Genomic DNA, 14370 nt, shown 5'->3' with positions numbered 1-14370 from the left:
CTGCCCTGCCATCCGCCGCGCGTACCCGACCGCTCGGACTTCAGGATGACCTGGCTATCGATCTTCGTGGCCCACGAAGGCCCAGCGTGCCACGCGGAACCCGGGGTCGCGCGCGCTGTCGACGAGGGGAGTGCCCTCGGCCGCATAGTGTTCGCGCGCGCGGACTTCGTGGCCGGCGGGCGGAAAACCCGACGCCTGCACGACACGCCACCATGCGACATCCGAACCGTGGACGGCCATGATGCGGCCGACGCCGCGCGCCGAACGCGAGCCGAGGGTGGCGGCGACCTGGCCGTAACTCATGACGCGGCCGGCCGGGATGTCGTCGACCACGCTGAGCACGGCCTCGACGAAAGCCTCGGGGTCGGAGTGGCTGGCTGTATCGGGCATGGCCTCGTTGATGGAACGGCGTCGCGATGAGATCGTCTCGGCGCCTACGGCTGACGATCTGGCGTCAGCGGCTAGGGACCTGGCGGCTGCGGCTGAAGGATCAGAGCGCGCGGCTGCCAACGACTTCGCCGTACTGCGTCTCGCCCGTCGGCTCGAAGCCGACGCGCAGGAAGAAGGCCTCTGGGCCGTCTTCGCCGGGCTCGTAGATCACGTTGACGTGGTCGAAACCGCGTTGCTTCGCCTCGTCGAGAAGGGCCTCGACCGCGAAGGTGCCGATGCCGCGCCCCTGGTCGTCGGCGTCGACGTTGATGCGCCACAGGATGCTGCGGAACTCGTCTTGGTGGGCGTGCTCGTCGAAGTTGCCCTGGACGAAACCGACGACCTCGTCGCCGTCGAGCACGACGCGCTGCCAGCTGGTGGCCGGGTCGAGCACGGCGGCCGCAACCGCGTAGGACACGGGAGCCACGAACTGCTCCTGCCCGGGCTTGAGCGTGAGGGCATTGACCGCCACGATGGTCGACGCGGACAGCTCTTCCAGTCGCAATTCAGACATAGTCCTAGGCTACCGGCCCATGCTGGCCCGCCGGTAGTGTGACGCCCAACGTTCATCCTCAGGGATGAGGCGTCGGGTCGTAGCTCGCGCCAAACTCTCTCGACGTCGAGATACTTCTCGGCGAGACGGTAAGCTGGCCGTGGCCATTTTCCCGGCCAAAAGCCAAGGAGTATGCATTGTCAAAGATCAAGGTTGAAGGCACAGTCGTCGAGCTCGACGGCGACGAGATGACGCGGATCATCTGGCAGGCCATCAAAGACACCCTCATTCACCCCTACCTCGACATCAACCTCGAATACTACGACCTCGGTATCGAGAAGCGCGATGAGACGGACGACCAGATCACTGTTGATGCTGCGCACGCCATCCAGAAGCACGGTGTCGGCGTCAAGTGCGCCACGATCACGCCCGACGAGGCGCGTGTCGAAGAGTTCGGCCTGAAGAAGATGTGGCGTTCGCCGAACGGCACCATCCGCAACATCCTGGGCGGCGTGATCTTCCGCGAGCCCATCATCATCTCGAACATCCCGCGTCTCGTGCCCGGCTGGAACAAGCCCATCATCGTCGGCCGCCACGCGTTCGGCGACCAGTACCGTGCCACCGATTTCCTGTTCGACGGCCCCGGCACCCTCACCATGACGTTCACCCCGAAGGACGGCTCCGAGCCGCAGCAGTTCGAGGTCTTCGAAGCCCCCTCGTCGGGCGTCGCCATGGGCATGTACAACCTTGACGCGTCGATCCGCGACTTCGCGCGCGCCTCGCTCAACTACGGCCTCAGCCGTAACTACCCGGTGTACCTGTCGACGAAGAACACCATCCTCAAGGCCTACGACGGCCGGTTCAAGGACATCTTCCAGGAGATCTTCGAGGCCGAGTTCAAGGAGCAGTTCGACGCCGCGGGCCTCACCTACGAGCACCGCCTCATCGACGACATGGTCGCTTCGGCCATGAAGTGGGAGGGCGGCTACGTCTGGGCGACCAAGAACTACGACGGCGACGTGCAGTCCGACACCGTGGCGCAGGGCTTCGGCTCGCTGGGCCTCATGACGAGCGTGCTCGCCACGCCCGACGGCAAGGTCGTCGAGGCCGAGGCCGCTCACGGCACGGTCACGCGCCACTACCGTCAGCACCAGCAGGGCAAGCCCACGTCGACCAACCCGATCGCGTCGATCTACGCGTGGACGCGCGGCCTGCAGCACCGCGGCAAGCTCGACGGCAACCAGGAGCTCATCGACTTCGCGTCGACCCTCGAAGACGTCGTCATCAAGACCGTCGAGTCGGGCAAGATGACGAAAGACCTCGCGCTGCTGGTCAGCCCCGACCAGGCCTACCAGACGACCGAAGAGTTCCTCGCGACTCTGGCCGACAACCTGAAGGCGCGCATCGGCGAATAGTCGCTCGTGATACGAGAAGGGCCCCGATCCTCGGATCGGGGCCCTTCCGTGTTGCTGGACGCGTGGTCACTCGACGCGTAGTTACTCGGCGCGTGATTGCTGGACGCGCACTGGACGAACTAGTTGCAGAGCGTCGCCAGATCGGAGAACGTGGTCTGCACGTCGGTGGCGCTCTCGGACAGGGCCGTCGGGTCGGCCGCGGTCGGGTCGTCGGCGTACTTGCCGAACTCGTCGGCCATCGACGTGATGGCCTTGTTCGCCTTGTCGGCGGACGGCTTGACCTCGTCGTTCGTGACCTTGCCGGTGCTCTCGGAGAACGACTTGGCGAGCTTGTCGATGGCATCGGAGGCGGCCGAGGGGTCGGACGACAGGTTGCTGACGCTCGACGTCAGTTCGTCCTGCAGCGACTCGACGCTCTTGTTGAGCTCGTTGCACGCATCGGCCTTGCTCTGTCCGCCGGCACAACCGGTGAGGAGAAGGCCGGCGACGGCGAACGATCCGATGATGGAAATGGTCTTGGTGCGTGCTCGAAACACGGGCCCCTCGATTCTGTGTTGTGGACGAGTTGACCTTATCAGGGGGCGGTTACCGGCCTTCGTCAGGCATAGAGGCTCTGCAGAGGGCGCGTGGATGCGGGGGCGGGGCGGTAGGCGCGTGGCGCGGTGAAGCGTGAGGCATCGTGCTCGCGGATGGCCGTCTCGAGCGCATGGGCGCGGCTCGAAGCATCCGAGGCATCTGGATCGCCGAGGCTGACGAACACGGTTTCGGTCTCGGCTTCGGCGGGGCGGGTGAGCGCGGTGGCCGGCGCGGATGTCTGCTCCATCAGGGTCGTGTGCAGGCTCACGAGCTCGTGCACCGCGTCGACCCGTGAATCGCGCAGGATCTCGCCGCTTTCTCCGGACTCGAGTTCGATGTCCCAGCCGCGCGCCGTGCGTCGCACACAACCGAGGAACACCTCGCCGCACCCTGATCCCACCCGGCGGTGTTTGGGGGCGACGCGTTCGGGGAAGAGGAAGACCTTGCCCGAGGTGGTGGAGAGGGTGGCGTACCGGCGCGATCGCTCTCGAATCGTGAGGGTGACGGGCAGCTTCATGTCGACGAGGCGATCCGGGCGGCCGAGAGCCGTGATGCGGAACCCCTCGGAGGCCGCGATGGTGGCGAGGGCATCCAAGCGGTCTTCGATCAGGTCGTGCAGGATGCGGTTGCCGATGTTGCGCACCGTCCAGCTGAGGTCGCATTCATAGACGATGTAACCCACCCGGTGCTGGTACCAACCGCGCCCCGTTCGTCGAGCGGACAGCGGCACCTCGGCGGGGAAGATGTAGACCATGCCGCAATCCGTGGCGACCAGGTCGCCGCGCTCGTGAGATCCGTCGGAGCGCAGACGTTCGACTCGAATCATCGTTGTGCCTTTCTTTTTTCTGAATGGCAGCGCCCGCTCGGATTTGTGTGCGGTTGTTCGACCGGTCGAAATGAGTGGGGATGCCGTGCCTCATAATGGTAGGCAGGCGACACGCATATATTGGCTCTGATCGGGTTATTTGAGTAGCGCAGCGTGAGATTTGAGTAGTGACAGTGTGTATCCGTGCAGGGCAAGCGAGCGCCTGAGTAGCGCGCGGGTCGGGTTGAGTAGCGAGCAAGCCTGGCCTGAGTAGTTGCACACGTCGGCCGATGTCTGCCTCGGTTCGCCATGTGAAGTATCGATATATTGAGTACGAGCGCGGGTTCGCGCCGGAGAGGCAGATGTGATGAGTGTCCGACGTCGCGAGCTGGCGGCCGTCCTGGCGCACGTGCGTGAAGGGGTCTCCGTCGAGCTGCGTGGCTCATGGGGGAGCGGCCGGAGCACGTTGCTGCGCGGTGTCGAGCGGGCTGCACGCGACGAGGATTTCGGCACACTGTCGGTGTCCGGTGAATTCGCGTTGCGCGCCCATGCGCTCGAAGCGCTCGGGGTGGCGGGGGTTCGATCTGCGTCCGCGGGTGGCAAGAGTGCCATCTCGGCCCGCGTCGAGGCGCTCACGGGGTGGGCGCTCGCCAGGCCGGCGCTGATCCTCGTCGACGACGCGGCCGTAGTCGACCCCGAGAGTTGGGGCGTCATCTCGGCTGTGCAACGGCGCACCGACGTGCCCGTCGTCTATGCGCTCGACGCTCACGCCCCCGAAGGTTCGGGTGCGCTGCACGTGCTCGAGTGCCGGGTCGCGCGCGTGGCCCTCGAGGCTCTGCGATACGAGGAAGTCAGGGCCTTGCTCGAAGACGTCCTCGGTGGCGGCGTCGACGCGCACACCGCCGGGCGGGTGTTCTCGAAGTCAGGGGGGCTCCCGCGGCTGGTCGTCGCCGTGGGCGAGACGGGGCGGCAGCACGGCATCCTCAGGGAGCAGGCCGGCTCCTGGCACGCGGGTGACGATCTGTGGCACCCCGCCCTCGCCCCGCATATCACCGAGATCCTCTACCCGCTCACGGCATCCCTGCGCGAGGGGCTCGAAATGCTCGCCCTCGCCGGCATCGTCACGATCGACCGGGGCGTGCGGCTGATCGGTTCGCCGGTGCTCGAACAGCTCGAGGCCCGCGGGCTCGTCACCGTGTTCCGCAACGGGGTGCGTGTGATGGTGGCGGTCAACCCTCCATTGATCGCCGAGTACTACCGGCATCAGTCGATCAGTGCGCGGCGCGTGCGGCTCGTCGAGAGGGTAGCGAGCGATCGCGGGGAACGAGAGGCCGGGCCGGCGGTAGACGCGCCGCGAGCCGAGCTGCCGGCCCGCGCCCTGCCGAGCCGCGTGCTGCCGGCGGCGCTCGAGTGGGAGGCGGTGCGCAATCCCGCCGTCGCGCGGCTCATGACAGAACATCGCCAGGCAGAAGCGGCGCGGGCGCTCGACGCGTGGCGGCGGCATCCTGGCCTGCACGCCGCGCTGGCCTTAGCCGACGCGCTCGGTCGCGATGCGGGCGCCGAGCGCGTCGCCCATGACGTGTTGCGCGACAGTGACTATGTCGAGGGGGAGCAGCGGGCCAACCTGGCTTTACTCGCGCATCGCGTCAACATCGCGGTGCGTGACGGGGGAGAAGGCGAACTCGCGCGGGTGTTGAGCGAAGCGCGTTCGTATTTGCCCGGGTCGGCCGACGCCATCGACGCCATCGAGGTCATCGGTCTCGAGGCTGAGGTCCGCGCACACGGTTTCTCGGCGGGCAGCGAGCAGCTTGTCAGAGAGCTGATTGATCGCGCGGGAGTGGGATCCGCCGGGGTGGGAGTCGGCGGAGGCGGGGATGAAGATGGGGATGCCGAGCTCGGAGCCGCTGGGGCCGGAGCCGCCGGAGCCGCCGGGGCCGGAGCGGCCGAGGGCCAAGCCGCCGGCGGTGCCATGGCTGAGTATGGCGCGGCCCGCGTCGACGAGGCGGCCGTGGCGCTCGCCGAGATAGTGCAGGCCAAGGGGTGGTTCGCGCGGGCACTGCGCCTCGTGGAGATGCCTGACGAACCCGTCGACGAGAGTGTGCACTGGCGCAGGCGGCGGAGGCGCGTCACCGTCTTGGCGCTTTTCGGCGTAGGGCGCATCGATGAGGCGCTGCGCCGGGCCGCCGAGTGGCGCGACGCGGCCCTCGCCGATCTCGACGCGGACGCGCTGCGCGATCAGGCCTATGTGTGCGCCCTCGCGCTCGTGCACACGGGGCGAAACGCCGAGGCCGACGACGCCATCGGTGCCGCGCTGGCGCTCGGCGAACCCGGCGCTGAATCGGCCGACGTCTATGGAGCCATCCTCGTGCTCGGAGCGATCGTCGCCGCACGCCGCGGCGCTCTCGACGTGGCGGAAACGCTCACCGTGCAGGCTCGGCGATGGTTGCCGCACGTGTCGTCCCTCCCGCTCGCCGCGGCCGAGTTCGCCGAAGCGCAGAGCGCCCATGCCCGCGGCGACGACGACCGAAGCCGCCGCCTGCTGGCCGCCGCTCAAGCCGATTTCTCCCGCCGGGGCTTCGCCGTCCAGGCGGCGATCGCCGAGATCATGGCGCTCGAGAGCGTCTCCGATGCGGCCCGGGTGGTGCGGTCGGCCGCGCTCGAAGGAGAACTGTTCGGCCCCCTGCTCGACTACCTGCGCGGCGTCGGCGGAGCCGAGGCCGACTGGATCGAACGGGCCGGGGACCGGTTGCGCGCCGCCAACCAGGCCGTGCACGCGGCCGGGGCCTACCTGCGCGCGGCCGATGCCTATCGCTTGGCTGGTCGAGCCGGCGACGCCGACCGGGCCGATCAGCTCGCCCAGGCCCTCGGCGGCACCCTCGACGCCGACGTGCTGTGGCACGTGCACGCACAGGCTGCGTCCCGCCCCGCGCTCACCCAGCGGGAACAAGAGATCACCGCGCTCGCCGCCGTTGGGGCGTCGAACCACACCATCGCCTCCCGGCTCAGCGTCTCGGTACGCACCGTCGAAAACCACCTCAACAGGGCCTTCCGAAAACTCGGCATCAGCCGCCGCGATGAACTCGAGTCGGTGCGCGCCCTGTGGTCCAGCCATCCCGACGCCTGAGCCGCGTTTCGTGTTTGTTAACCACCCTCACAAAATGTAACGGTCTGGTAAACAGGGCACCCATCTGAGATGAATTGCTTGCCAGACATTAGTTCGTAAGCTTTACTAACAAACATGACTGCATCGGAAGTGCAGCGCGGCTCTTCCACCCTGGACGCCGCGCACCCGAATACCGCCCAGACCTCGGCTTATCTGCCCGGTCGGCGGCTCCGGCCGAGCGCGAAAGTGCTCCCCGAACACGCCCGCAACCACAACCGGGCTCTCGTCTTGCAGACCCTCTACGGGGCCGGCGCCATGAGCCGAGCGGATGTCTCGCGCGAAACCGGCTTGACCCGTGTGACCGTCTCCGATCTCGTCGCCGAACTCATCACCGACGGTCTCATCGCCGAACGGGGACAGCGCGAAGGCGTGCGCCCGGGCAAACCCGCCACGCTCATCGACATCGACCGCGAAGCGCATCAGATCATCGGGCTCGACCTGTCGGACTACTCCGACTTTCACGGGGCCGTCATGAACCTCGACGGCGAGATCCTCGAACGGATCGACGTGGCGCTCGAGGGTGCCACCGGTGAACGAGCGGTCGAGAAAGTGCTCGCGCTGACCGAACGCCTGCTGCAGGCATCCACCCGGCCCGTGCTGGGCATCGGCATCGCCTCGCCGGGCGTCGTCGACCTCGCGGGCATCGTGCACAGCGCGCCGAACCTGGGCTGGCACGACCTCGAGTTGCAGCGTCGGGTGGCCGACGCATCCGGCTGCCCCGTCATCGTCTCGAACGACGCCAACGCGGCCGTGCTGGCCGAACACGGATTCGGGCACGCCGAGAGCGACCTCATGCTCGTTCGCATCGGGCACGGTGTCGGCGCGGGATTGCTGCTCGGCGGGATCGCCATCTACGGCAGCCGATTCGCGGCAGGCGAGATCGGCCACGTCACGGTCGGCACCGACGGCGGCCCGCTGTGCGCCTGCGGCAAGACGGCCTGCCTCGAAGCCTGGGTGGCCATTCCGCGCCTCGAAGCCGAGATCCAGGCCATCCGCGCCGACTCGGCCGACGATGACGCAGCCGCCGCGCGCATCGATCAGCTGCTGCGGGATGCGGGCGAACGCCTCGGCATCGCGCTCGCGCCCGTGGTCGGAGCCCTCGATCTCTCGCAGATCGTGCTCTCGGGCCCCGAAGAACTTCTCGACGGAGCACTGGCCCAGGCCACCGTCGAGACCCTCCGAAACCGGACGATGGCCGAATTCCACGGCGATCTGACGCTTCGGCTCACCACCCTCGGGCAGGACATCGTCCTGCGCGGGGCGGCCGTCATGGTTCTCTCGGGCCAGCTCGGCGTTTCGTAGCTCTCAACCCCACTCATTCAGCCCTAGAAAAACTGAAAAGCCCTAGAAAGGAACATTCAGATGAGGAAACTCAGCCTCGCGGCACTCGGAACGGTTGCCGTGATCGCCCTCGCCGGTTGCGCCGGCTCCGGCGGTGGATCGACATCGGACAGCTCGGCGGAAGTCCGCGTCTGGCTCGTCGGAACAGACACCCCCGACGCCGCGCGTGACTACCTGAAGAAGACATTCGAGAAGGAGAACCCCGGTTCGACGCTCGTCATCGAAGAACAGCAGTGGACGGGTCTCGTCGACAAGTACACGACGGCACTCAGTGGATCCGACGCCCCCGACGTCGTGGAGATCGGAAACACGCAGGCCGCCGCCTTCACCTCGGCCGGCGCCTTCACCGACCTGACCGACAAATTCGACGACCTGGGCGGCGACGACCTGCTGCCGGGTTTCGTCGAGGCCGGCACGTATGACAAGAAGTTCTTCGCCGCTCCGTATTACTCCGGCGCCCGCGTCGTCTTCTACACGCCCCAGATCGCGACCGCCGGCGTTCCCACGACGCTCGACGAATACGTGGCCAACGGCGAGGCCCTGCACAGCGCCGACCCGACCGTCTCGGGCATCTACGCGCCCGGCCGCGACTGGTACAACGTGCTTCCCTACGTGTGGGAGAACGGCGGCTTCGTCGCCGAGCAGGACGGTGACACCTGGTCGGCCGGCTTCTCCTCCGCGGGCGGCATCAAGGGCCTGACCCAGATGCAGACCGTCTATGAGAAGGCCAGCGCCGCGCCCAAGGACGGCGACGAAACCAACGCGCAGGTGCCGTTCTGCGAGGGCAAGGTCGGGTACCTGTCGGCACCCAGCTGGTTCGCGGGCTCGCTCGCGACGGCCGCCGACGACCCGACCGCACCCGGCTGCCCCGACACGTTCGGCAAGGATGCCACCGCATTCGCCCTGCCCGGCATGACCGAGGGTAAGGCCGCCGCAGCGTTCGCCGGGGGCTCGAACATCGCCATTCCCACGAAGGCGAAGCACCAGGACTTGGCCTACGACGCGCTCAAGATCCTCGTCTCGCCCGAGTACCAGAAGATCATGGCCGAGAACGGGCTCATCCCGGGACTCGTGTCGGCCGCATCCTCGCTGCCCGATGACGCCGTGACGAAGGCTGCCGCCGAGGCCGCCGCCGCCTCGAAGCTCACCCCCGCCGCCCCCAAGTGGGCCGACGTGGAAGCCTCCAACGTGCTGCAGGACTCGTTCGTGAAGATCGCCCAGGGCGGCGACGTCGAACAGATCGCCAAGGAACTCGACGCCAAGATCGAAGAGATCCTCAACTCCTAAGCGAGCAGGGGGTGGGCGGATGCCTTCGCCCACCCCCTCGCACCGCGCACCGATTTCGCACCACTCGCTCGGGAGTAACCCATGACAACCTCGCTCGTCACCGCGCCACCCGCGCCCGACGCCGATCCGGGGGCCGGCAACCGCGCCCCGAAACGCCGCCGCGCCGAACCATCCGATCTGCCCGCCGGGTCGAAACGCCGGCGATTTCCCACGGCACCGTGGCTGCTGCTCGCCCCGTCGATCATCATCCTGGGCGTCATGGTGGGCTACCCGCTCGTGCGCCTCGCCATCAACTCGTTCCAGAAGTACGGCAAGGCGCAGATCTTCGGCGCCCCGCCCGAGTGGATCGGCCTCGACAACTACATGTCGACGCTCGGCGACCCCGAGTTCTGGGCCGTGGCCGGCCGCAGCTTCGGGCTCGCGGCTGTTCTCGTCGTGCTCACGATGGGCATCGGCATCCTGCTCGCCGTCATGATGACGAAGCTCAACAAGTTCTTCCGCCTGCTGATGTCGGTCGGTCTGCTGCTCGCGTGGGCCATGCCGCCGCTCAGCGCCACCATCGTGTGGGGCTGGATCGTCGACACCAAATACGGCCTGCTCAACTACGTGCTCAACTGGCTGACCCAATCGGATGCCTTCACCGGTCACTCGTGGCTGATCGACCCGTTGTCGTTCTTCGCCGTGTTGACCGTGATCATCACGTGGCAGTCCATCCCGTTCGTCGCCTTCGTGGTCTATGCCGGCCTGACGCAGGTGCCCGAGGAGGTGCTCGAGGCCGCGCAACTCGACGGAGCCGGCGGCCCGACGCGCTTCTTCCTGATCGTCATGCCCTATCTCAAGAGCATCCTGCTGGTCACCACGATTCTGCAGGTGATCTGGGACCTGCGCGTTTTTACCCAGGTGTATGCCCTGCAGGGCATGGGTGGCATCTCGTCGCAGACCGACGTCTTCGGCACCTACATCTACCACCTCGGCAACAGCAACCTCGGGGTTGCGGGCGCCGTCTCGTTCATCATGGTCGCCATGATGCTGCTGATCTCGATCTACTACGTGCGCAAGACCGTGAAAGAGGAAGAAGTATGAGCCTGAACTCGTCGATCACGGGCGACGCCGAACCGATCGAAGACGCCGTGCCCGCCGTGAGCACCAGCAACCGCACGGTGCCGCACAAACCCATCAACCGCAGCAACAACGGCTATCGCGCCCGAGCCCGCCTCACGAAGACGGTGCTCTCGATCACGGCCGTCATCGTCTTCGTCTGCTCGGTCTTCCCCGTCTATTGGATGGTGTCGACGAGCCTCAAGCCGAACCGCGACATTGTCTCGCCGACGCCGAGCTTCTTCCCGGGCGAGCCCACCATTCGCGCCTACCTCACGGTGTTGTTCGAGCCTGCTCGCCCCGATCGCGGCAACTTTCCCACGTCGTTCATGGTGTCGATCGCCGTCACGCTCCTGACCCTCGCGATCTGCCTCGTCTTCGCCTTCCTCGGCGCGCTCGCGGTCTCGCGGTTTCGCTTCACGGGCCGCCGCCAATTCGTCGTCGCCATCCTCATCGTGCAGATGATCCCGGGCGAGGCCATGATGTTCACCATCTTCGGCATGATCGACAGCTGGCAGGCGCTCAACACCATCATCGGCCTCACGATCGTCTACCTCTCGGGCGTGCTCCCGTTCACCATCTGGACCCTGCGCGGTTTCGTCGCGGGTGTGCCGGCCGACCTCGAAGAGGCCGCCATGATCGACGGATGCAGCCGCAGCCAGGCCTTCTGGCGCATCACCTTCCCGCTCCTCGCGCCGGGGTTGGTCTCGACCGGCATCTTCGCGTTCATCCAAGCCTGGAACGAATTCACCATGGCCAACATCATCATGCAGCGACCGGATGCCTTCACGCTCCCGATCTGGCTGCGCACCTTCCAGCAGGCCACGCAGGCCACCGACTGGGCCGCCATCATGGCCGGGTCGACGCTGCTCGCCATCCCCGTCATGATCTTCTTCCTGATCGTGCAGGGTCGCATGACGGGCGGCCTCGTGTCGGGGGCGGTGAAGGGATGACCGGCACCGTCACCTCGGGCGGCGTCGCCGCGTCGAGTCCCGCTCCCTCTCCGTCGGCCGCCGAGCTGTCGCGGCAGGTTCTGTCGACCCTCATGCCCGGTTTCGTGGGCACGACCCCGCCCGCCTGGGTCGAGGCCCGGCTCGAGCAGGGGCTCGGGGCGGTCTGCCTGTTCGGGCCAAATGTCGCCTCGCGGTCACAGCTGGCCGCGCTCACGGCATCCCTCGCGCGCGCCCACCCCGACGTCGTCATCGCGATCGACGAAGAGGGCGGGGATGTCACCCGCGTGCATCACCTCGAGGGTTCCCCCTACCCCGGCAACGCCATCCTCGGGCGCCTGGATGACCTCGACTACACGTATGCCGTGGCGCACCGCGTGGGGGAGGAGCTCGCCGAAACGGGATGCACCCTCACCTTCGCGCCGGATGTCGACGTCAACTCCAACCCGCTCAACCCCGTGATCGGCGTGCGCAGTTTCGGCGCCGACGAGGCCCTCGTGGCGCGGCACTCGGCGGCCTGGACGCGCGGCGTGCAGTCGGCGGGCGTCGCCGCGTGCGCCAAGCATTTTCCGGGGCACGGCGACACGTCCTCCGATTCGCATCTGGCGCTCCCCGTGATCGACGTGGATGCCGCGACGCTGCGTTCGCGCGAGCTGGAGCCGTTCCGGGCGGCCGTCGACGCGGGCACGCTCACGGTGATGACGTCGCACATCCTCGTGCCGGCGGTCGACGAGCGGAACCCGGCCACGTTCTCCGCGCCCATCCTCGAGGGAATCTTGCGCGGTGAGCTCGGTTTCACGGGCGTCATCGTGTCGGATGCGCTCGACATGGTGGGCGCGTCGGGCGAGATCGGCATCCCCGAAGCTGCCGTCCGGGCGCTTGGGGCAGGCTGCGACCTGCTGTGCATCGGCACCGACAACTCGGATGCCGAGATCGGCGAGATCCTCGAGCACGTGCTGCGTGCGGTCGAGGAGGGGCGGCTGTCGGCCGAGCGTGTGGCTGAGGCATCCGCTCGTGTGGCCTGGTTGGCGGAGCGCACGGCAGAGGCTCGCGTTTCTGCGGGTGACGCTTCGGTTGCCGCGGGCCTCAGCGACGTGAGCTCCGAAGCGGCGACCTCGCCCGGGACCGGGACCGCGACCGACGCAACGTCCACGCGGCTCGGCACCGCTGAGGAGCGTGCTCGCGTGCGTTCGGTCTTCGACGTCAACGATCGGGCCACCCGTGGGCTCGCCCGCACGCGCGGGGGTGAGTCGTTCACGGTCGTCACGGTCGAGAGCGTCGCCAATATCGCCGTGGGCGCATCGCCCTGGGGGCCGTTCGCGGCCGTGGGCTTCGCCGCCGAATCCACATCCGCCGCCGACTTAGTATCCGCCTCCGACCCCGCATCCGCGGCCGACCCGGCGCCCACATTCCCCTCCGACCTCGCGTTCGCGGCCGACTCGGCGCCCGCCCCGGCCTCCAACTCGGCTGCCGCCCTCGAGCGCGCCCAGCGCTTCTCCGCGGCCCCCGCCGCGACCATCCCCGAGCAGGGCTCGTTCGACGCGAGCGCGACCGGCGCAGGCGTGGTGCTGGTCGTCGGCAAGGACATCCATCGTCGTGCCGCCGCCGTGGCCGCCATCGACGCCCTGCGCGCCGACCGCGGTGACGATGTCGTCGTCATCGACATGGGCTGGCCCGACCCGGCCCTGAGCTACGCCGACGTCGCCACCTGGGGTGCGTCGCGCCTCGCGGGCGACGCCCTGCTCGACCTGATCGTGGGGGAGTCGGCATGAGGATCGGCCTCGACATCGGCGGCACCAAAACCGACGCCGTCGTCATCGACGAGGCGGGCACGGTCATCGAACGCCGCCGCTTCGCCACCGGTCGCGGCCCCGAGCAGGTCGTCGCGACGGCCGTGCGGGGCGTCACCGAATTGGCCGCGTTGGCCGGCCTGGCGCCGCACGAGGTGGCGTCGATCGGCGTGGGCATCCCGGGTCAGGTCGACCGGCGGGCCGGACGCGTGCAGCACGCCGTCAACCTCGACGTCGAAGAGCTCGAGCTCGGCCGGGAGCTCTCGGCCGTCATCGGCGCACCCGTCAGCATCGAGAACGACGTCAAGGCGGCCGCCCTCGGCGCGTTCCACCTGCTGAGCGGCGATAGCGCGACGCGAGACGACGATTCGGCGCAGTCCATGGCCTACCTCAACCTCGGAACGGGTCTCGCCGCCGGCATCGTCATCGGCGGTCGGCTCTGGCGCGGCTCCCGCGGCACGGCGGGCGAGATCGGGCACATCGTGGTCGACCCCGCGGGCGTGCTCTGCAAATGCGGTCAGCGCGGATGCCTCGAGACCGTCGCCTCGGGGTCGGCGATCGCCCGGCAGTGGCCGACGTCGCATCCGGTCCCGCCCCTCGACCTCTTCGACCGCGCCGACCAGGGCAACTCCGACGCCCGCCGGGTGCGCGGCAGTCTGGCGCAGGGCGTGGCCAACGCCGTGCGCGTGCTCGTGCTCACGGTCGATGTCGAGGACGTCGTGGTCGGGGGTGGCCTGACGGCGCTGGGTGATCGGCTGCGCGACGATGTCGTTGAGGTGTTCGCCGGATGGGGGGAGCGCTCGCCGTTCCTGGCGTCGCTCGATCTGGCGTCCCGCATGCGCTTCATCCCGGACGCGTTCCCCGCGGCGGCGGTCGGAGCAGCCCTCGTCGGAATCCCCGACGCGAGCATCGCGGACTCGAGAGGCGCCGACGCGAGCATCGCGGACTCGAGCGGCCCTGACGCGAGCATCTCTGGAGCGAGCATCCCGACCGAGAGCGTGGCGACGGTCGCGTAGCGGCCTC

At 68.1% G+C, this 14370-nt stretch carries 12 protein-coding genes; 8 read left to right on the top strand and 4 right to left on the bottom strand.

Annotation, left to right across the window (positions count from 1 at the left end):
* Positions 1–54: 54 nt before the first annotated feature.
* Positions 55–390: an MGMT family protein gene (locus ALI44B_RS06385; protein WP_077053782.1), complete on the bottom strand. Its 336-nt coding sequence runs from the start codon at positions 388–390 to the stop codon at positions 55–57.
* Between the two features lie 100 nt (positions 391–490).
* A complete protein-coding gene (locus tag ALI44B_RS06380; RefSeq protein WP_077053781.1) occupies positions 491–943 on the bottom strand; it encodes a GNAT family N-acetyltransferase in 453 nt (150 codons plus the stop codon).
* A gap of 176 nt (positions 944–1119) precedes the next feature.
* Here ALI44B_RS06380 and ALI44B_RS06375 point away from each other — a divergent pair, with 176 nt between their 5' ends.
* Entirely contained in the window at positions 1120–2337 is a 1218-nt protein-coding gene (locus ALI44B_RS06375; RefSeq protein ID WP_077053780.1) for an NADP-dependent isocitrate dehydrogenase, read from the top strand.
* Between the two features lie 119 nt (positions 2338–2456).
* Here ALI44B_RS06375 and ALI44B_RS06370 read toward each other — a convergent pair whose 3' ends face one another.
* Positions 2457–2873 carry a hypothetical protein gene (locus ALI44B_RS06370; RefSeq protein ID WP_077053779.1) on the bottom strand — a complete coding sequence of 139 codons (417 nt, stop codon included), beginning with the start codon at positions 2871–2873 and terminating at the stop codon, positions 2457–2459.
* 62 nt (positions 2874–2935) lie between these two features.
* Entirely contained in the window at positions 2936–3739 is an 804-nt protein-coding gene (locus tag ALI44B_RS06365) for a hypothetical protein (protein WP_077053778.1), read from the bottom strand.
* A 346-nt stretch (positions 3740–4085) separates the two neighbouring features.
* Here ALI44B_RS06365 and ALI44B_RS06360 point away from each other — a divergent pair, with 346 nt between their 5' ends.
* From ALI44B_RS06360 to ALI44B_RS06330, 7 genes are all read left to right on the top strand, one after another.
* On the top strand, positions 4086–6842 hold the full coding sequence (locus ALI44B_RS06360) for a helix-turn-helix transcriptional regulator (protein WP_077053777.1): 2757 nt from the start codon (positions 4086–4088) through the stop codon (positions 6840–6842).
* Between the two features lie 114 nt (positions 6843–6956).
* On the top strand, positions 6957–8183 hold the full coding sequence (locus tag ALI44B_RS06355) for an ROK family transcriptional regulator (RefSeq protein WP_077053776.1): 1227 nt from the start codon (positions 6957–6959) through the stop codon (positions 8181–8183).
* Positions 8184–8243: 60 nt separating this feature from the next.
* The gene (locus ALI44B_RS06350; protein ID WP_077053775.1) at positions 8244–9509 is read left to right on the top strand and encodes an extracellular solute-binding protein; all 1266 of its coding nucleotides are present in this window, start codon (positions 8244–8246) and stop codon (positions 9507–9509) included.
* An 81-nt stretch (positions 9510–9590) separates the two neighbouring features.
* Complete coding sequence (locus tag ALI44B_RS06345; RefSeq protein ID WP_077053774.1) at positions 9591–10592, top strand: carbohydrate ABC transporter permease; 1002 nt, start codon at positions 9591–9593, stop codon at positions 10590–10592.
* A complete protein-coding gene (locus ALI44B_RS06340; protein ID WP_083709606.1) occupies positions 10589–11560 on the top strand; it encodes a carbohydrate ABC transporter permease in 972 nt (323 codons plus the stop codon). Before ALI44B_RS06345 ends, ALI44B_RS06340 begins: the two co-directional genes overlap by 4 nt.
* The gene (locus ALI44B_RS06335; RefSeq protein ID WP_083709605.1) at positions 11557–13329 is read left to right on the top strand and encodes a glycoside hydrolase family 3 protein; all 1773 of its coding nucleotides are present in this window, start codon (positions 11557–11559) and stop codon (positions 13327–13329) included. The genes ALI44B_RS06340 and ALI44B_RS06335 overlap by 4 nt, the downstream gene beginning before the upstream one ends.
* The gene (locus tag ALI44B_RS06330) at positions 13326–14363 is read left to right on the top strand and encodes an ROK family protein (protein ID WP_077053773.1); all 1038 of its coding nucleotides are present in this window, start codon (positions 13326–13328) and stop codon (positions 14361–14363) included. The genes ALI44B_RS06335 and ALI44B_RS06330 overlap by 4 nt, the downstream gene beginning before the upstream one ends.
* Positions 14364–14370 lie beyond the last annotated feature (7 nt).

It is taken from the genome of Leifsonia sp. ALI-44-B, assembly GCF_001984125.1.
In the GTDB taxonomy this organism is placed as follows: domain Bacteria; phylum Actinomycetota; class Actinomycetes; order Actinomycetales; family Microbacteriaceae; genus Okibacterium.
Note: the sequence above shows the minus strand (reverse complement) of the source record. Positions and strands in the feature narration are given on the sequence as shown.